This is a genomic window from Streptomyces sp. NPDC001941, from assembly GCF_040296945.1.
In the GTDB taxonomy this organism is placed as follows: domain Bacteria; phylum Actinomycetota; class Actinomycetes; order Streptomycetales; family Streptomycetaceae; genus Streptomyces.
Genome location: NZ_JBEOYE010000016.1, coordinates 79,776 through 98,593, shown reverse-complemented (window position 1 = coordinate 98,593; position 18,818 = coordinate 79,776). Strand labels below are relative to the sequence as shown.

Here is an 18,818-nt window from a genome sequence, read left to right as displayed (position 1 = left end):
GGCACCGTCGTCCCGGGCCGTCGTACGGGCGTCCGGCGCGCCGTCGGGCGCCGTCGGCGCGCACCCGGATGCTTACACGTGACAAACCCCGTCGTGCACGACTGTTGACATGCACCCCACAGGGCTGCGTGCATGGTCCACGCACCGGAGCCACCCACCGTCTCCCCCTCCCGGGGAGACCCAGCCCCGCGTTGGGAGACACGTTGTTCTTCCGCACCCGAAGCCACACCCGGCGACCCGCCCGACGACGCGCCCGGGGGCGCACGCGCCACGGCGTCGTCGCCGCCGTCGTGCTCGCCACCACCGCGCTCGCCCTGCCCGCGCCGGCCGTCGCGCGCGGCCCCGACCACCACCCGTCAGGCGGCGGCCTGTCGGCGGTGATCCGCTACACCGAGTACGGCATCCCGCACATCGTGGCCAAGGACTACGCGAACCTGGGCTTCGGCACCGGGTGGGCGCAGGCGGCCGACCAGGTGTGCACGCTCGCCGACGGGTTCCTGACCGTGCGCGGCGAGCGCTCGCGCTGGTTCGGCCCCGACGGCGTCCCGGACGGCTCGCTGTCGTCCGCGACCCGGAACCTCTCCAGCGACCTGTACTTCCGGGGGGTGCGCGACGCGGGCACCGTCGAGAAGCTGCTCGCGCGCCCCGCGCCGGCCGGTCCGAGCGGCCACCTCAAGGACCTGATGCGCGGCTGGGCGGCGGGCTACAACGCCTGGCTGAAGCAGAACCGGGTCACCGACCCGGCCTGCGCGGGCGCCCGCTGGGTCACCCCGGTCACCGCCCTGGACGTCGCCCGCCGCGGCTTCGCCGTGTCGGTGCTGGGCGGCCAGGGCCGCGCGGTGGACGCCATCGCGGCCGCCGCGCCGCCCGCCGCCGGGGCCCCGGCACAGGCCCAGCCGCGGCCGGGCCGCGCCGCCGAGGCGGCCCGGGAGCTGTTCGACCAGGCGGACGCCGACATGGGCTCCAACGCGGTCGCCTTCAGCGGCGCCGCCACCGCCGACGGCCGCGGGCTGCTGCTCGGCAACCCGCACTACCCGTGGCAGGGCGGGCGCCGCTTCTGGCAGTCGCAGCAGACGATCCCCGGCGAACTCAACGTCTCCGGCGGCTCGTTGCTCGGCACCACCATCGTGAACATCGGCTTCAACGACAAGGTCGCCTGGAGCCACACCGTGGCCACCGGCGTCACGCTCAACCTGCACCAGCTGGCCCTGGACCCGGCGGACCCGACCGCCTACCTGGTCGACGGCCGGCCGGAGCGGATGACCCGGCGCACGGTGACGGTGGAGACCAAGGACGGCCCGCCGGTCACCCGTACCCAGTGGTGGACGCGGTACGGGCCGGTGGTGACGGGCCTGGGCGCCCAGCTGCCGCTGCCCTGGACGGCCACGACGGCGTACGCGCTGAACGACCCCAACGCCACCAACATGCGCGGCTCGGACACCGCCCTCGCCTACGGCAAGGCCCGCTCGACCGAGGACGTCCTGGCCGGCCTCCGGCGCACCCAGGGCCTGCCCTGGGTGAACACCGTGGCCGCCGACTCCTCGGGGCACTCGCTGTTCGTGCAGGGGCAGGTGCTGCCGCGGATCACGAACGAGCTGGCCGCGCGCTGCTCGACCCCGCTGGGCCGGGCGACCTACCCGGCGTCCGGCGTGGCCGTCCTGGACGGCTCGCGCGCGGACTGCGCCCTGGGGTCGGACCCGGACGCGGTGGAGCCGGGGGTGTTCGGCCCGTCGCGCTGGCCGGTCCTGAAGGACGCCCCGTACGCCGAGAACTCCAACGACAGCCACTGGCTGGCCAACGCCGATCACCCGCTGACCGGCTTCCAGCGGATCTTCGGCCCGGAGGGCACCGCCCGCTCGGCCCGGACCCGCGGCGCCGTCGAGGACGTCTCGGCGATGGCCGCGCGCGGCGGCCTCACCGTGGCCGACCTCCAGGCGCAGCAGTTCACCGACCGGGCGCCGGTGGGCACCTGGGCGGCGGCGGACGTGGCCCGGGCCTGCCCGGCGGCGCTGCCGGACGAGCCGGCGGCCTGCGCCGCGCTGGCCGGCTGGGACCGCACGATGCGCACCGGCAGCCGCGGGGCCCTGCTCTTCGACCGGTTCTGGCGCGCCCTGACGACGGCCGTACCGGCCGCGCAGCTGTGGAAGGTGCCGTTCTCGGCCGCCGACCCGGTCCGCACCCCGAACACCCTGAACACCGACGCGCCGGGCTTCGCCGCGGCGCTGCGCACGGCGGTGTCCGAGCTGCGCGCGGCGGGCATCGCGCCCGACGCGCCGCTGGGGGCGCACCAGTTCGTCACGCGCAACGGCGAGCGCGTCCCGGTCGGCGGGGGCACCGAGGCGCTGGGGGTGTGGAACAAGGTGGAGGCCACCTGGAACCCCGCGGGCGGCGGCTACACCGACGTGGTGCACGGCTCCAGCCACATCCAGGCGGTCGGCTGGGACGGCGGGCGCTGCCCGGTGGCCCGCACCCTGCTCACGTACTCCCAGTCGTCCAACCCCCGCTCGGCGCACTACTCCGACCAGACGGCGCTGTTCTCGGCCGGGCGGATGGTGACCTCGCGGTTCTGCGAGCGGGACATCCTGCGCTCGCCGCGGCTGAAGGTGGTGTACGTCAGGGGGTGAGGCGCCGCACGGCGTTCACGGCCTGGACGAAGTGGACCGGCTCACGGGCTGAACGACAGGAACACGAACGCCGCGAACAGCGACAGGTGGACGCCGCCCTGCAGCAGGGTGGCCCGCCCCGGCACCACGGTCAGCGCGCTGACCACGGCGGTCAGGGCGAGCAGCACCATGTGGGTGGCGTCCTCCCCCAGCACCAGCGGCCCGGACAGCCAGATCGAGGCGAGCGCGATGGCCGGGACGGTCAGGCCGATGCTGGCGATGGCGGAGCCGTACGCGAGGTTGAGGCTGGTCTGCATCCGGTCGTCGCGGGCGGCCCGCACGGCGGCGAGGGTCTCGGGCGCGAGCACCATCAGCGCGATGATCACGCCGACGACGGAGTTGGGCAGGCCCGCGTCCTTGACGGCCGACTCGATGGTCGGCGACACCAGTTTGGCGTTGCCGACCACCGCGACGAGCGCGGCGAGCAGCAGGCCCACGCTGAACCAGGTCGCGCGGGCGGTGGGCGGCGGCGCGTGCTCGTCGGGGTCGCTGCGCCCGCGCTCGCGGCGCACCGGCAGGAAGTAGTCGCGGTGGCGCACGGTCTGCACGCCGACGAACAGGCCCCACAGGCAGAGCGAGGCGACGGCGGCGAAGGCCAGCTGGGCGCCGGTGAAGGACGGGCCGGGGTTGGTCGTGGTGAAGGTCGGCAGCACCAGGGTCATGGTGGCGAGCGTGCAGACGGTGGCCAGGGCGCCGCCGGAGCCCTCGGCGTTGAAGACGGCGACGCGGTTGCGCAGCGCGCCGACCAGCAGGGCGAGGCCGACGATGCCGTTGCAGGTGATCATGACCGCGGCGAAGACGGTGTCGCGGGCGTACGTGGACGCCTTGTCGCCGCCGCCCGCCATCAGCGTCACGATCAGGCCGACCTCGATGACCGTGACGGCGACCGCGAGGACCAGGGAGCCGAAGGGCTCGCCGACCCGGTGGGCGATGACCTCGGCGTGGTGCACGGCCGAGAGGACCGCGCCGATCAGGGCCGCGCCGATCACGGCGACCGCGAAGCCGGGGAGGTCCCGGCCCCAGGCCAGTACCAGCGCGACCAGCGCCGCGACGGGCACCCAGGTGGTCCACTGCCTCATCGGCCCCGCCGTACCCGCGCTCATGGGGGCCACGCTGCCAGCAGTGCGCGCGGGCCGCGCGCACTGCTGGGCCGAACGGGCCGCCGGGCGGCGCCGTCAGAGCGCCCGTTCGTGGCCCTCCCAGTAGGGCTCGCGCAGCCGGCGCTTGTAGAGCTTGCCGTTGGGGTCGCGCGGCATGGTCTCGATGAAGTCCACGCTCTTGGGCCGCTTGTAGCCGGCGAGGCGCTGCTCGCAGTGGGCCAGGATGGCCGCCGCGAGCTCGGGTCCCGGCTCCTCCCCGTCGGCCGCCTCCACGACGGCCTTGACCTCCTCGCCCCAGTCGGCGTGCGGGATGCCGAAGGCGGCGGCGTCGGCGACGGCGGGGTGGGTGAGCAGGGCGGACTCGATCTCGGCGGGGTAGATGTTGACGCCACCGGAGATGATCATGTCGATCTTGCGGTCGCGCAGGAAGAGGTAGCCGTCCTCGTCCAGGACGCCGAGGTCGCCGACGGTGAAGAAGTCGCCGATCCGGTTCTTGCGGGTCTTGGCCTCGTCCTTGTGGTAGCTGAAGCCTCCGGTGCTCATCTTCATGTAGACGGTGCCGAGCTCGCCGGGCGGCAGCGGGTTGCCGTCGTCGTCGTAGACGGCCAGTTCGCTGATGGGCCAGGCCTTCCCCACGGTGCCGGGCTTCTTCAGCCAGTCCTCGGCGGTGGCGAAGGCACCGCCGCCCTCGCTGGCCGCGTAGTACTCCTCCACGCACCGCCCCCACCACTCGATCATGGCGCGCTTGACGTGGTCGGGGCAGGGCGCGGCGCCGTGGATGGCGTGCCGCATGGAGGAGACGTCGTAGCGGTCCTTGACCTCCTGGGGCAGCGCGAGCAGCCGGTGGAACTGGGTGGGGACCATGTGGGTGTGGGTGCAGGCGTGCGCGTCGATGAGGCGCAGCATCTCCTCGGGCGTCCAGCGGTCCATCAGCACGACCGGGTGCCCGATGTGCAGGGCCGCGCCCGCGAACTGCAGGACGGCCGTGTGGTAGAGCGGCGAGCACACCAGGTGGACGTTGCCGTCGAAGGGCTTGATGCCGAAGATGCCGAGGAAGCCGCCGAGGTAGCTCTCCTCGGGGAGCTTGCCGGACAGCGGGCGGCGGATGCCGCGGGGGCGCCCGGTGGTGCCGGAGGTGTAGTTCATGACCCAGCCGAGGGTGCGCTCCTCGGGCGCCGAGCCCGGCTGTCCCGCCAGGAGTTCGGCGTACGGCCGGAAGCCCTCGGCTGTCCCGACGCCGTAGCGGTGGGTGGCGGGGAGCCCGGCCTCGTCGGCGGCGGCCCGGGCCGCGTCGGCGTACCGCTCGTGGGCGATGAGGACCTTGGCGCCGGAGTCGGCGACGATCCAGGCGATCTCGGGCCCGACCAGGTGGTGGTTGACGGGCACCAGGTAGAACCCGGCCTGGGAGGCGGCGAGGTAGGCGGTGAAGAACTCGACGCCGTTGGGCAGGACGACCGCGAAGGCGTCGCCCTTCTCCAGGCCCGCCGCGCGCAGCCCGTGCACCAGCTGGTTGACGGCCGTGTGCAGGCGGCCCGCGCTCCACGGCTCGCCGTCGGGCGCGGTCAGGACGGTGCGGTCCGGGTCGGCGGCGGCCTGGGCCCAGAAGCCGTTGGGCGGTTGCGTCATGACGGGTCCCTTCCGGCGATGCGGTTGATCCGGTCCACGGCGCGCTCGAAGCCGCGGGTGAGGTCGTCGACGACCTCCTGGACGGAGCGTTCGGAGTTCATGCGGCCGACGATCTGCCCCACCGGGGTGCCGAGCAGCGGGGCGACCTCGTACTTCTGGATGCGCGAGACGGCCTCGGCGACCAGCAGTCCCTGCAGCGGCATCGGCAGGGTGCCGGGCCCGGCCGGGTCGTCCCAGGCGTCGGTCCACTCGGTGCGCAGCTGGCGGGCGGGCTTGCCGGTCAGGGCGCGGGAGCGGACGGTGTCGCCGGACCCGGCGGCGAGGAGCTTGGCGGTCAGGGCGCGCGAGTGCAGGTCGGCCTCGGTGGTGGTGAGCCAGAGGGAGCCGAGCCAGACGCCCTGGGCGCCCAGCGCGAGCCCGGCGGCGACCTGCGCGCCGCTGCCGATGCCGCCGGCGGCGAGCACGGGCAGCGGGTCGACGGCCTCGACGACCTCGGGGGTGAGGACCATGGACGCGATCTCGCCGGTGTGGCCGCCCGCCTCGTAGCCCTGGGCGACGACGATGTCGATGCCCGCGTCGGCGTGGTGGCGGGCGTGCCGGGCGCTGCCGGCCAGGGCGGCGACCTTGACGCCGTGGGCGTGGGCGCGCTCGACGACGTCGGCGGGCGGCGAGCCGAGCGCGTTGGCCAGCAGCTTGATCGGGTAGTCGAAGGCGACGTCGAGCTGGCTGCGGGCGACCTCCTCCATCCAGCCGGTGATGCGCCAGCCGGAGGCCTCCCCCTCGGCCAGCGCGGGCACGCCGTGCTTGGCGAGGGTGTCGCGGACGAACGCGCGGTGGCCCTCGGGGATCATCGCCTCGACGTCGGCCTCGCTGACGCCCTCGACCTTCCTGGCGGGCATCACCACGTCGAGCCCGTAGGGCAGTCCGTCGGTGTGCTCCTGCATCCAGTCCAGGTCGCGGGCGAGGTCGTCGGGGGCGGTGTAGCGGACGGCGCCGAGGACGCCGAAGCCGCCCGCCCTGGTGATCGCCGCGGCCACCGCCGGGAACGGCGTGAAGCCGAAGAGGGCGTGCCGGATGCCCAGGGACTTGCTCAGCTCCGTCTCCATGGGGCGCAGGATGCCGCAGGGCGCCGGACGAGGGAAGAGATTTTCTGATGCTGCGTCAGATTCTTTCCGGCACCTCCCCCGCTCCTCCCCGGCCGCCGCGCCGCCGCCGACCGCCCCCGCCCTGGTAGGAAGGTTCCACGCGGTGCGCACGGGACCGCGGGGGTCCACCGGGGAGGCCGGGATGACCGAGGACGCGACAGCCGGTGCGGGACCGACCCGGCGCCAACTGGGCAGCAGGGCCCTGGCCCTGGGAGGAGCGCTGGTGACCGGAACGGCTCCACGGGGCGCCATGGCCGACGACGGCGGGCGGGCCCGCCCGCCGCTGCGGCACGGCACCCCCGAGGAGGCCGGGCTGCTCGGGCACCACCTGGACCGGCTGGTCGAGGACTTCTCCGCGTTCCTCGGACCCTCCCCCCGCCACCCGTGGTGCGCGGGCGCGGTGCTGCTCGCGGGCCGGGGCTCCACGGTGGCCCTGCACCACCCCGTCGGCCACGCGCTGCGCTACTCCCACTACGACGAGCGGACGGACTCCGGGGTGGAGCTCCCCGCGGACCGCAGGGTGGCGATGACCCGGGACACCGTCTTCGACCTGGCCTCCGTCTCCAAGCTGTTCACCGCGATCCTGGCCGTGCAGCAGATCGAGCGCGGCGCCCTGCGCCCGCGCGACCGGGTCGCCGCCCACCTCCCCGGCTTCGCCGCGGCCGGGAAGCAGGACATGACGATCCATCACCTCCTCACCCACACCTCGGGGTTGCGCTCCTGGCTCGCGCTGTACCGCGAGCCCACCCGGGAGGGACGGCTGCGACTCCTCTGCAACGAGGCGCCGTTGAGTCCGCCCGGTACCGCGTACCTCTACTCCGACCTCAACCTGATCACCCTCCAGCTGGTCCTGGAGAAGGTCACCGGACGGACCCTGGACGTCCTGCTGCACGAGGAGGTCACCGGACCGCTCGGCATGCGCCGCACCCGCTACGCCCCGCCCGCCTCCTGGCGGCCGGGCATCGCCGCCACCGAGGACTGCCGCGCCCCCTGGTCGGGCCTGGAGCGCGGCCCGGTGCGGGGCGAGGTGCACGACGAGAACGCCTACGCCCTGGGCGGGGTGGCCGGGCACGCGGGCGTCTTCTCCGACGCCTGGGACCTCGCGGTGCTCGCCCGCACCCTGCTGGACGGCGGGGCGCACGGCCGCGCCAGGATCCTGCGGCCGGAGTCGGTGGAGCTGGTGTTCACCGACGTCAACACCGCCTTCCCCGGCCACGCGCACGGCCTGGGCTTCGAGCTCCACCAGCACTGGTACATGGGCGCGATGGCCACGCCCCGCACCGCGGGCCACACCGGCTTCACAGGCACCGGCCTCGTCGTCGACCCGACCACGGACTCGTTCCTGGTGGTGCTCGCCAACTCGGTGCACCCCGTGCGCACCTGGCGCTCCGGCTCCGCGCCGCGCGTCGCCGCGGCGAACGCCCTGGCCCGCGCGGTGCCGGTGCGCCCGCCCCGGGGAGGCGCCGCCTGGTTCGCGGGCACGGCCGGGAGCGCCGCCGCCACCCTGACGCTGCCCGGGCTCGACCCGCACGGGGACGGGGCGCGGCTGGAGTGCGACCTGTGGTGGGACACCGCGCCGGACGCGGAGGCGGTGTTCCTGGAGGCGTCGGCCGACGCGGGCGCCACCTGGGCGCCGGTGCCCTTCACCTCCGTACGCCCCGGAGGGCGGGCCACCGAGCACCCGGACGGCTCCGCGGCGGGCTGGTCCGGGCGCGCCTGGCACCGGGTCGCCGCCGGGCTCGGCGCGTGGCGCGGCCGACGGGTGCGGCTGCGCTGGCGGTACGCGAACGGCGGGCCGTACGCGGGACGCGGGGTGTACGCGACCGGGCTGCGGGTGCGCGAGGGGGCGCGGGTGCTCTTCGACGAGGAGCGGCCCGGGGACGCACGGCGGATCACGGCGGCGGGGTGGACGCGGTCGCGGGACTGAGGCCCGCGCACGGGTGCGGCGGGACCCGGGAGGGGCCCCGCGCGGGGACGGTGCGCGGGGCCCCTGCGGCGGGCGCCGCCCCGCGAACCGGCCCGTGCGGGGGTGTCCGGTCGTTCGGGGGGCGGCGCCAACGAGGCGGGCCCGGACGGCGGTCTGCGGAACCGCCCGGACCCGCCTCTCCCCACACCAACGCTCAGACGCGCTGCCAGAGAGCCGGTACGTTGGGCGGCTCCCAGCCCGTCTGGGCCTGGTGGCCCTGGAGGCAGCGGTAGCTCGCGCCGCCGTAGGTGACCGTGGCGCCCACCGCGTAGACGGTGCCCGCCGCCCAGGTGCCGCCGGGCTCGCCCGGGTCACCCGGGCCGGGCCCGGGGCCCGGGTCGGTGGTGGTCTTCAGCGTCAGGCCGTACGCGCTCAGCAGCGGGTTGACCGGCTGGTAGAACGTGGTCCCGCCGGAGGAGCAGTTGCCCGAGCCCCCCGAGGTGACGCCCTGGGCCTGGCTGCCGGAGATGAACGAGCCGCCGGAGTCGCCCGGTTCGGCGCACACCGAGGTCCGGGTGACGCCGCTGACCGTGCCCTGCGGATAGGTCACCGAGGTGTTGTGCTGCTGGATGGTGCCGCAGTGCCAGCCGGTGGTGGAGCCCGAGCGGCACACCGACGAGCCGACCGGGGCCTGGGTGGACCCGGCGACCTGGACGTTCTGGCCGCCCGAGCCCTTGACGTAAGGGGTGGCGGTCCAGCTGGAGTTGACGGCCACCCAGGCGATGTCGTTGCCGGGGAAGGTCGAGCCCTGGAAGGAGCCCTGGGCCACCTGGTTGTAGCCGCTGGTGCTGGTGCCCGCGGTGCCGCAGTGACCGGCCGTGGCGAAGCCCTGCTGGGTGCCCCGGGTGACCGGGAAGCCGATCGAGCAGCGCCCGCTGCCGTTCATGTAGTACGCGTCGCCTCCCCTCAGGTCGTAGAGCGTGCGGGGCCGTTCGGCCGACACGGCGATCCGCACCGACGACGGCGACAGTCCCGCGGCGCGCACGAACGCCCGGCCCGCACCGGCCTCCACCGCCTGCACGACCACCGTGTTGGCGGCGACGTCGACGTACCAGACGGGCGCGTCGGCGGTGCGCGCGGGCGTGGCGGCCCGGTCGAGATCCGCCTTGACGGCGTCGAGTTCGGCGAGGGTGCGGCCCACCACGGCCGCCTTCGCGCCGGCGGCCTCGATGGTGCGCGCGCCCGCCGCGTCCGTGGTGGCGACGGTCAGGCGCGCGGAGTCGGCGCCCGAGACCCAGGCGCCCGCGAAGGCGTCCCCCAGGCCGAGCCGCAGGCGGCCCGCGACGGCTCCCGCCCCGGCCTCGTTGACGAGACGGCGCTCCGCCTGGGCGGGGGTCAGGCCCAGGTCGCGCCGCATGGCCCGGAGCAGCTCGGGGGAGGCGCGGTGGACGGCGAGGGTGTCGGCCGCGGTGGGGGCCGCGGCGGTGGCGGAGTTCGGCACGGAGGAGAGTGCGAGTGCGCCCGCGGCGGCGAGCGCGGTACACACGGCTCTGGCGTGTCTGCGGAACATGGGGGAGTTCTCCTGGGTTCCTGGATCCTGGGTCTCGGACGCGCGGTGCGGCCGGCGCAGTGGGGGTGCGTACCGCCGCGGTGGTGCGGACTTCTCCGCTCCGAAACCCTAGGGACGCCGGGGCGCCGCCCAGAAGATGTCAGTCGGCCCCCTGCATCGCGTTATGGAGCACCCCGGCGCCGCCGTGCGCGGGGTGCAGCATGCCGACGCCGTGCCGCCGGGCCTCGGCGTGCGCCTCGCGCGCCCGGGCGAGCACGGTGGGCGCGATCTCCGCCGCCGCTCCCGCGGGCGACCAGCCGAGCCACTGCCGCCAGCTCAGCGGCGACCCGGCGAGCGGCCGGACCGCGACGCCCTCGGCGCCGGGGAAGGTGGCCCGGCAGAAGCCGACCGCGCGCCCGACCCGCACCAGGTGGACGCAGGACCCGGCGTCCGTCTCGTACAGCCGGCCCGGCGCGCACCCGGCCTGGGCGCAGGCGGCGGTGACGCAGTCGGCGAAGCACCCGTCGCCCGGCACGGCGGCCCAGGCCGCGCCCGCCAGGTCGGTCAGCGCCACCTCGGAGCGCCCGGCCAGCGGGTGTCCGGCGGCGACCATGGCGAGCACCGGGTCGTCGGAGACCTCGCGCCACTCCACCCGGCCGCTCTCCGGGGGCGTGGCCGCGCCGCAGGTGCCGACCAGGGCGAAGTCGAGGCGGCCCTCGGCGACGGTGGCGGCCAGTTCGCGCTCGGACCAGGAGGTGAGGGTGGTGACGCGGGTGCCGGGGTGGTCGGCGGCGAGCCGGTCGAGCAGTCCGCCGAGCGGGGCGCCGTGGCTGCCGGCCAGCCGCAGGTCGCGCCAGCCGCCGCGGCCCGTCCGGGCGAACTGGACGGCCTGCTGCTGGAGTTCGGACACCGCGGGCAGGACGATCCGGGCCCGGTCGAGCACCATCTCGCCCAGGGCGGTGGCGCGCACGCCGCTGCGTCCGCGCTCGAAGAGCGCTCCGCCCAGGGTGCGTTCGATGCGTTTGAGCTGGGCGCTCAGCGCGGGCTGGGCCAGGCCGAGCGCGGTGGCCGCCTTGGTGAGACTGCCGGCGTCCGCGATCGCGCGGATCGTTCTCAGGTGCCGAAGTTCCAGGTCCATACGGTCGAGCTTGGAGCGCCGTTCGCACGGCGGCAATACTCTGGTCCAGACCTGTTGAACCGGCTGTGGTAATAGGCCTCGCGCCCGGAACCGGCCTCAGCCGTAAGGGAGTTCAGCTCCTGCGGTGGTACGCGAGCAGCGCCAGCGCGGCCCCGGCCGCGCCCACCGCCAGGGTGCCGCCGCGCGACTTCACCGACAGCACCGCCCAGCACGAACCCGCGCTGAACATCGAACCGGTGCTGAGCCAGGAGCCGATCGAGAGGGCGGACAGGGCCGAGCCGATGGACCCGGCCGACAGGGCGGAGCCGACCGAGCCCACGGAGAGCACCGAGCCCACGGACCCGACGGACAGGATGGAGCCGGCCGAGCCGATGGACAGGATCGAGTCCTTGGACCACAGGGACCACTGGGAGCCGTGGGCGTCGAGCGCGGACGCACGCCGGTGAGTCATGGACCCCATCCTGCCGTCAGCGGCCCAGGACCGCCATCGCCGCGTTGTGCCCGGGCACCCCGCTCACTCCCCCGCCGCGCACCGCGCCCGCCCCGCACAGCAGCACGTTGGCGTGGCGCGTCGCCACGCCCCAGCGCCCGCCGCCCTCCTCCGCGTACGGGAAGGACAGGTCGCGGTGGAAGATGTGCCCGCCGGGCAGCCGCAGCTCGCGCTCCAGGTCCAGCGGGGTCTTGGCCTCGATGCAGGGCCGCCCGTCGGCGTCGGTGGCCAGGCAGTCGGCGAGCGGCTCGGCCAGGTGCGCGTCCAGCTCGGCCAGGGTGGCGTCGAGCAGGGCGGCGCGGGCCGCGTCGTTGTCCCGCGCGAACAGCCGCGCCGGGGCGTGCAGGCCGAAGAGGGTGAGCGTCTGGTGGCCGCGGGCCGCGAGGTCGGCGCCGAGGATGCTCGGGTCGGTCAGGGAGTGGCAGTAGATCTCGCTGGGCGGCGCGCCGGGCAGCCGCCCGGCGGCGGCCTCCCGGTGGGCGGTGGCCAGCTGCTCGTACCCCTCGGCGACGTGGAACGTCCCGGCGAACGCCTCGCGCGGGTCCACGGACGTGTCGCGCAGCCGCGGCAGCCGGGTGAGCAGCATGTTGACCTTCAGCTGGGCCCCCTCGGCGGGCTCCGGGTCCGCCTCCCCCAGCAGCGCGGCGAGCGCCTGCGGGGAGGCGCCGACCAGGACGTGCCGGGCCCCGACGGTCCCCTCCCCCGCGTCCGTGCGGAAGGACACCTCGGCCCGCTCGCCGTCCGTCGCGACGGCGGTGGCCTCGTGGCCGGTGGCGAACTCGGCCCCGGCGGCGCGGGCGGCGTCGGCGAGGGCGTCGGTCAGCGCGCCCATGCCGCCGACCGGGACGTTCCAGTCGCCGGTGCCGCCGCCGATGACGTGGTAGAGGAAGCAGCGGTTCTGCACCAGGGAGGGGTCGTGGGCGTCGGCGAAGGTGCCGATCAGCGCGTCGGTGAGGACCACGCCCCGCACCAGGTCGTCGGCGAAGTGCTCCTCGACCGCCGCGCCGACCGGCTCCTCGAAGAGCATCCGCCAGGTGTCCTCGTCGTCCACCCGCGCCCGGAGCTCCGCGCGGGCCGGCAGCGGTTCGGTGAGGGTGGGGAAGATCCGGCGCGCGGCCCGCGCGGTGCGCCCGTAGAAGCCGCGCCACGCCTCGTACTCCCGGTCGGACCCGGTCAGCGCCTCGAACGAGGCCCGGGTGCGGTCCTCGCCGCCGCCCACCAGGAGTCCGGTGGGGCGTCCGCCGCGCACGGCGGGGGTGTACGAGGAGACGTCCCGCCGCCGCACGGCGAACCGCAGCCCCAGCTCGCGCACGATCTTGTCCGGCAGCAGCGAGACCAGGTAGGAGTAGCGCGAGAGCCGGGCCTCCACCCCGGCGAACGGCCGGGTGGAGACGGCGGCGCCCCCGGTGGCCGGCAGCCGCTCAAGGACCAGCACGGAGCGCCCGGCGCGGGCCAGGTAGGCGGCGGCGACCAGGCCGTTGTGCCCGCCGCCCACGATGACGGCGTCGTACGAGGCGCGCGAGGGCGCGGGGGACTCCATGGGCTCTTGGTAGCACGCGGGGCGCGGGGCCGCACAGACCCCACCGGACGCCCCGGCCCGCTCAGCCGTCCCGGTCCGCTCCTCGTGTCCCGCCCTCGCGCAGGGCCGCCACCCTGCGGTAGAGCTCCACCGCCTCCGTGTGGTGCCCGAGCTGCTCCAGGCAGTGCGCCTCGTCGTTGCGGCTGGCCAGGGCGTCCGGGTGGTCCGCGCCCAGGACCCGTTCGCGGGCCGCGGCGACCTGGCGGTAGACCTCCAGGGCGTCGGCCCAGCGCCCGAGCCAGCCGAGCCCGACGGCGACCTCGCGGCGGCTGACCAGGGTGTCGGGGTGGTCGGGGCCCAGCACCCGCTCGCGCAGCGCGCACACGTCGCGGGACTCGACGAGCGCCTCCTCCCAGCGGCCCAGCCGGCCGAGGTTGACGCCGAGGCCGTGCCGGGCGCGCAGCGTCTCCGGGTCCGCCGGGCCGGCCGCCCGGGCGCGGGCGTCGACGAGGTCGCGGTACACCTCCAGGGCCTCGGCGCTGCGGCCTAGGCGGCCCAGGCTGATGCCCACCTCGTAGCGGGCGGCCAGGGTGTCGCGGTGGTCGGGGCCCAGCTCGCGGGCGCGCGCGTCGGCGACCTCGCGGTAGGTCCCCAGGGCGTCCGTCCAGCGGCCCAGCTGGCCCAGGGTGTAGGCGACCTCGTAGCGGGTGACCAGGGTGTCGGGGTGGTCGGGGCCGAGCAGCCGGGTGCGGGCGTCGGCGACCTCGCGGGCCATCCGGTACGACTCCTCCAGGCGGCCGAGCCGGGAGAGGTTGAAGGCGAGGTTGTGGCGGCAGCGCAGGGTGTCGGGGTGGTCGGGTCCCGCGGTGCGCTCACGGGCGGCGAGCACGGCGGCGTACACCTGGTGCGCCTCGAAGTGCCGCCCGAGCCGGCCCAGTACGTACGCCGTCTCCTGCCGGGCGGCCAGTGTGTCGGGGTGGTCGGAGCCCAGGGTGCGCACCCAGCCCTCGGCGACCCGGCCGAACTCTCGCAGCGCGTCGGCGGCCCGGCCGGTGCGCGCCAGCGTGAAGCCGACCTCGTAGCGGCTGGCGAGGGTGTCGGGGTGGTCGGGCCCCAGCGCGTGCTCGCGCTCGGCGGCCACGGCCCGGTGCACCTCGCCGGCCTCCTCCCAGCGCCCGAGCCGTCCCAGGCTCAGCCCCGCGTTGTGCCGGCCGGCCAGGGCCGACAGCAACTCCGGCGAGGGGGTGGGACGTTCGGCGCGCGGGCCCGGCGCGGGCACGTCGGTCGCGGTGGTCCACTCGCCGGTCAGCCCCGCGCTGGGGTCGTACGGCGTGGGGCGCCCGAGCGCTCCGGCGGCCTTGCGGCCGGTGGTCATCCCACGGGTCCAGGACGGCAGCCGGCGCCCGGGCGCCTCGGTGCGCACCGTCGGGGCGTACAGCGGCGCGCCCGGGCCCGGGCGGGCGGCGGCGATCCTGCGGCGCAGCTCCTTGGCGTCGGACGGGCGGTCCTCGGGGGTCTTGGCGAGCAGGTCGAGGACGACGCGCTCCAGGTAGGCGGGCAGGTCGGAGCGGTGGGTGCGCAGCGGCTCGGGCGGGGTGTCGCGGTGGCCGACGAGCACGGCCCAGGCGTCGTCGAACTCGAACGGCGGGACGCCGGTGGCGATCTCGTACAGCACGCAGCCCAGCGAGTACAGGTCGCTGCGGTGGTCGACGTGGGTGCCGCCGATCTGCTCGGGCGACATGTAGTGCGGGGTGCCCATGGCGATGCCGGTGCCGGTCAGGCGCGAGGTGAAGCCGATGTCGTGGCCGAGGCGGGCGATGCCGAAGTCGCAGATCTTCACCGAGCCGTCGGTGAGCCGCATGATGTTGGCGGGCTTCAGGTCGCGGTGGACGATGCCCTGTTCATGGGTGTAGCCGAGGGCGTCGGCGACCTGTTCGGCGATCTCCACGACGTCGGGGACCGGCAGCGGGTCGCCCTGGTTGTCCTCCAGGATCTGGCTGAGGTTGCGCCCTTCGAGCAGTTCCATCACGAGGTAGAGCACCCCGTCGTACTCGCCGAAGTCGTGCACGACCGTGACGCCCCGGTGCTGGAGCGAGGCGGCGACCCGGGCCTCGCGCCGGAAGCGCTCGCGCAGCACCCGCACGAAGGACTCCTCCTGCGGCTGCCGGCCCAGCGGCTTGAGGCACTTGACGGCGACGCGCCGCCCCAGCGACTCGTCGACCGCCCGCCACACCTCGCCCATGCCGCCGCGCCCGATGAGTTCGAGCAGCCGGTAGCGGCCCTGGATCAGCCTGGTGTCCCCCATCGCGCGCGCTCGCCCCCGTCGCTCGTGTGCGCCCTCCCCGGACCGTCCAGTATGGCCGTGCCCCGGTCCAGTTTGTACGGGGCGGGCCGCGCGTCGGGCCCCAGTCTGGCCACGGCGCCCAGGATGTGCCCGGGCGGGAGTTGCCAGCGGAGCCTGGAGGGGATGGTGCGCAGCAGGTTGGCGGTCGCGGTGAGCCGGTACGTGACGGTGTCCGCGTCCGGCACCGGGCGTCCGTACAGCGCGTGGGCGAAGCCGGGCAGCGCCTGGTAGGCGAGCGCGGAGACGTGCCGCCACAGGAGTGCGCGGGCGGGCACCAGGAGCGGGGGGACGGGCGGGCGGCGCAGGAAGGCGTCGACCTCGCGCGCGTCCCGGCCCGCCTCCAGCTCCGGCTCCATCTGCCGGAAGTACTCGGCGAGTTCGGCGGTGCTGGCGGGCACGTCGGCCACCGGGAGGCCGACCAGCCGGGCGCTGCGGCGGTGCTCGTCGACGTAGGCGTCGGCGGCCGCGTCGTCCATCGGGAAGCCTGAGCGCCGCAGGACGCTGACGTAGGAGTCGGTCTCGGCGCAGTGCACCCACCGCAGCAGTTCGGGGTCGTCGACGCCGAGCAGCCGGTGGATGCGCCGCACCCGGGCCCCGGCCTTCTCGGCCGCCTCGGTCGTGCCGTACGTCAGCGTGCCCACGAAGCCCGCGGTGCGCAGCAGCCGTCCCCAGGCGTCCTTGCGGAAGTCGCTGTTGATCATCACGCCGCGCACCGCGACGGGGTGCAGGGCCTGGAGGTACAGGGCCCGCACCCCGGCGATCCACATCACCGGGTCGCCGTGGCAGTTCCAGGTGACCGAGCCGGGTCCGAAGATCCCGGGGTCGGGGGCGGCGTCCGCCCCGGTGGCGGGCGGGTCCGTGCGGTGTCCGGTGGTCATGTCACCGTCGTACCCGCGGCATCCCCAGGCCGATCCAGGAGATGATCTCGCGCTGGATCTCGTTGTTGCCGCCGCCGAAGGTGAAGATGACCGCCGAGCGGTAGCCGCGCTCCAGCTCGCCGTGGAGGACGGTGCCCGCGGAGCCCTCCTTGAGCGGGCCTGCCGCGGCGACGACCTCCATCAGCCAGGCGTAGGCGTCGCGGCGCGCCTCGGAGCCGTACACCTTGACGGCGGAGGCGTCCTGCGGGGTGAGCGTGCCGGTCTGGACGGCGTTCACCATCTGCCAGTTGAGCAGCTTCATCGCGTCGAGCCGGGTGTGCGTCATGGCGAGCCGCTTGCGCACCCAGCCGAGGTCGATGACGCGGCGTCCGTCGGCCAGCTTGGTGTCGCTCGCCCAGCGCTGCACGTCGTGCAGGGCGCGGATGGCCATGGTGCCGTGCGCGGCGAGGGTGACCCGCTCGTGGTTGAGCTGGTTGGTGATCAGCCGCCAGCCCTGGTTCTCCTCGCCGACGCGGCGGGAGACCGGAACCCGGACGTCCTCGTAGTAGCTGGCGGTGGTGTCGTGCGAGGCGAGGGTGTTGATCAGGGTGCAGGAGTAGCCGGGGTCGGCGGTGGGGACCAGGAGCATGGTGATGCCCTTGTGCGGCGGGGCGGCCGGGTCGGTGCGCACGGCGAGCCAGACCCAGTCGGCGGTGTCGCCGTTGGTGGTCCAGATCTTCTGCCCGTTGACGACGTACTCGTCGCCGTCGAGCACGGCGCGGGTCTTGAGCGCCGCGAGGTCGGTGCCCGCGTCGGGCTCGCTGTAGCCGATCGCGAAGTCGAGCTCGCCGGAGAGGATCCCGGGCAGGAAGAAGGCCTTCTGCTCGTCGGTGCCGAACCGCATCAGGGTGGGCCCGACGGTGTTCAGCGCCATCAGCGGCAGCGGCACGTTCGCCTGGGCGGCCTCGTCGAAGAAGATGAACTGCTCCATCGGGGACAGGCCGCGCCCGCCGTACTCCTCGGGCCAGCCCACGCCGAGCCAGCCGTCGGCACCGAGCCGGCGGATCGTCTCGCGGTAGAAGCGCTTCTGGGACGCGGGGTCGGAGTAGCGCGCGTACGCGTTGTCGGGGACCAGCTCCGCGAAGTACGCGCGCAGTTCGGCGCGCAACTGCTGCTGCTCAGGCGTGTATTCGAGGTGCACGGCCCCTCCGTTGCTCGCGGCGTCGACGGCGGGCGCAAGAGTAGAACCTGTTGCAGGAATCCGGAAGGGGTACGGACGGGCGGGGTACGGACGGGGATCGAGCGCGGTACGAGCGCGGTACGAGCGCGGTACGAGCGCGTTACGGCCGGGCCGGGCCGCCCGGTCTCAGGGGAGCAGCTCGTCGAGCGCGGCGCGGGGCCCCTTCTCGGCGATGCGGCGCTCGGCCCAGGCGAGGTTCTCGGGGGTGACGTCGCGGCCGGAGGCGAGCACCAGGTCCTCGGCGCTCACCTCGCCCTCCGACCCGGTGTGCAGCCTGCTGTCGGGGGTCACGGAGTCGTCGCCGAAGCCGTTGTCGGGCTGGGTCATGGGCCCTCCTCGCTGGTGCGCGCGGTGCGCGCCGGTCCTGGGGACCTCCTCATTCTCCGGCGGCCCGCGCGCCCCCGCATCCGCTGCGGCGCGCGCCCCGCCCCTCACCGTGCCGCGTACCCGCCGTCGACGAGGTGGTAGCTGCCGTGCACGAACGAGGCCCGGTCCGAGAGCAGGAAGGCCGTCAGCTCGGCGACCTCCGCGGCGGTGCCCAGGCGCCCGGCGGGGTGCAGGGAGACCAGGTAGTCGCGGACCCCCCGGTCGGCGTCGCCCAGCAGCGGCGTGTCGACGAACCCGGGCCCGACCGCGTTGACGCGCACCCCGCGGGGCGCGTACTCCAGCGCGGCGGTACGGGTCAGGCCCAGCACGCCGTGCTTGGCGGCGACGTACGCGGCCGAGCCGGCGAAGCCGCGGGCGGACAGGATCGAGGCCATGTTGACGACCGCGCCGCCGCCCGCGGCGACGATCGCGGGCAGCTCGTAGCGCAGCGAGTAGAAGACGCCGGTCAGATTGGTGTCCAGGACCCGTTTGAAGTCCTCGACGTCGTACTCGCCGGTGGGCAGGCTGGGGCCGCCGATGCCCGCGTTGTTGACGGCGAGGTGCAGGGCGCCGTAGGTGTCGACGGCGTGCCGGACGGCGCGCTCCACGGACGCCGGGTCGGTGACGTCCACGACGACGGCGCTGGCCCGCCACCCCTGGTCGGCCAGCTCCCCGGCCGCCTCCCGCGCTCCCGGCCCGCTCACGTCGGCCACCACGACGCTCGCCCCGGCGGAGGCCAGCCGGGACGCCACGGCCCTGCCGATGCCGGAGGCCGCCCCGGTGACCAGTGCCGTCCTGCCCGTGAACTCGCTCATGCGCGTACGGTACGTCCGCCATGCCCGATTCCCGGGCCGCCGCGACACCGCCCGGGCGCC

14 protein-coding genes are annotated in these 18,818 nt (G+C 75.3%); 2 read left to right on the top strand and 12 right to left on the bottom strand.

Annotated features, from left to right (window positions below; genetic code table 11):
• Window positions 1-203 precede the first annotated feature (203 nt).
• The gene (locus ABT160_RS14515; RefSeq protein ID WP_502984224.1) at window positions 204-2,624 is read left to right on the top strand and encodes a penicillin acylase family protein; all 2,421 of its coding nucleotides are present in this window, start codon (window positions 204-206) and stop codon (window positions 2,622-2,624) included.
• Between the two features lie 41 nt (window positions 2,625-2,665).
• Here the strand turns inward: ABT160_RS14515 and ABT160_RS14510 are convergent, their stop codons facing one another.
• The 3 genes from ABT160_RS14510 to ABT160_RS14500 form a co-directional block, all read right to left on the bottom strand.
• On the bottom strand, window positions 2,666-3,766 hold the full coding sequence (locus ABT160_RS14510) for a calcium:cation antiporter (protein WP_351647382.1): 1,101 nt from the start codon (window positions 3,764-3,766) through the stop codon (window positions 2,666-2,668).
• A 72-nt stretch (window positions 3,767-3,838) separates the two neighbouring features.
• Window positions 3,839-5,389, bottom strand: coding sequence for an acyl-CoA synthetase (locus tag ABT160_RS14505; RefSeq protein WP_351647380.1), 1,551 nt, complete (start codon window positions 5,387-5,389; stop codon window positions 3,839-3,841).
• Window positions 5,386-6,495, bottom strand: a complete 1,110-nt coding sequence (locus ABT160_RS14500) for an NAD(P)H-dependent flavin oxidoreductase (protein ID WP_351647378.1) — start codon at window positions 6,493-6,495, stop codon at window positions 5,386-5,388. Before ABT160_RS14500 ends, ABT160_RS14505 begins: the two co-directional genes overlap by 4 nt.
• 181 nt (window positions 6,496-6,676) lie before the next feature.
• Between ABT160_RS14500 and ABT160_RS14495 the strand changes: the two genes are divergently transcribed.
• A complete protein-coding gene (locus tag ABT160_RS14495) occupies window positions 6,677-8,461 on the top strand; it encodes a serine hydrolase domain-containing protein (protein WP_351647377.1) in 1,785 nt (594 codons plus the stop codon).
• A gap of 193 nt (window positions 8,462-8,654) precedes the next feature.
• Here the strand turns inward: ABT160_RS14495 and ABT160_RS14490 are convergent, their stop codons facing one another.
• The 9 genes from ABT160_RS14490 to ABT160_RS14450 all read right to left on the bottom strand — a co-directional run bounded on the left by ABT160_RS14490 (window position 8,655) and on the right by ABT160_RS14450 (window position 18,758).
• Window positions 8,655-10,010, bottom strand: a complete 1,356-nt coding sequence (locus ABT160_RS14490) for a carbohydrate-binding protein (RefSeq protein ID WP_351647375.1) — start codon at window positions 10,008-10,010, stop codon at window positions 8,655-8,657.
• A gap of 139 nt (window positions 10,011-10,149) precedes the next feature.
• Entirely contained in the window at window positions 10,150-11,127 is a 978-nt protein-coding gene (locus tag ABT160_RS14485) for a LysR family transcriptional regulator (protein ID WP_351647374.1), read from the bottom strand.
• A 112-nt stretch (window positions 11,128-11,239) separates the two neighbouring features.
• Window positions 11,240-11,578 carry a hypothetical protein gene (locus ABT160_RS14480; RefSeq protein WP_351647373.1) on the bottom strand — a complete coding sequence of 113 codons (339 nt, stop codon included), beginning with the start codon at window positions 11,576-11,578 and terminating at the stop codon, window positions 11,240-11,242.
• A 16-nt stretch (window positions 11,579-11,594) separates the two neighbouring features.
• Window positions 11,595-13,157: a phytoene desaturase family protein gene (locus tag ABT160_RS14475; RefSeq protein ID WP_351647371.1), complete on the bottom strand. Its 1,563-nt coding sequence runs from the start codon at window positions 13,155-13,157 to the stop codon at window positions 11,595-11,597.
• A gap of 61 nt (window positions 13,158-13,218) precedes the next feature.
• Window positions 13,219-15,441, bottom strand: a complete 2,223-nt coding sequence (locus ABT160_RS14470; protein ID WP_351647370.1) for a serine/threonine-protein kinase — start codon at window positions 15,439-15,441, stop codon at window positions 13,219-13,221.
• Window positions 15,423-16,358, bottom strand: a complete 936-nt coding sequence (locus ABT160_RS14465) for an oxygenase MpaB family protein (protein ID WP_351647368.1) — start codon at window positions 16,356-16,358, stop codon at window positions 15,423-15,425. Before ABT160_RS14465 ends, ABT160_RS14470 begins: the two co-directional genes overlap by 19 nt.
• Before the next feature lies 1 nt (window position 16,359).
• Entirely contained in the window at window positions 16,360-17,538 is a 1,179-nt protein-coding gene (locus ABT160_RS14460; protein WP_351647366.1) for an acyl-CoA dehydrogenase family protein, read from the bottom strand.
• A gap of 165 nt (window positions 17,539-17,703) precedes the next feature.
• A complete protein-coding gene (locus tag ABT160_RS14455; protein ID WP_351647365.1) occupies window positions 17,704-17,904 on the bottom strand; it encodes a hypothetical protein in 201 nt (66 codons plus the stop codon).
• A 104-nt stretch (window positions 17,905-18,008) separates the two neighbouring features.
• Window positions 18,009-18,758 carry an SDR family NAD(P)-dependent oxidoreductase gene (locus ABT160_RS14450; protein ID WP_351647364.1) on the bottom strand — a complete coding sequence of 250 codons (750 nt, stop codon included), beginning with the start codon at window positions 18,756-18,758 and terminating at the stop codon, window positions 18,009-18,011.
• Between the last annotated feature and the right edge of the window lie 60 nt (window positions 18,759-18,818).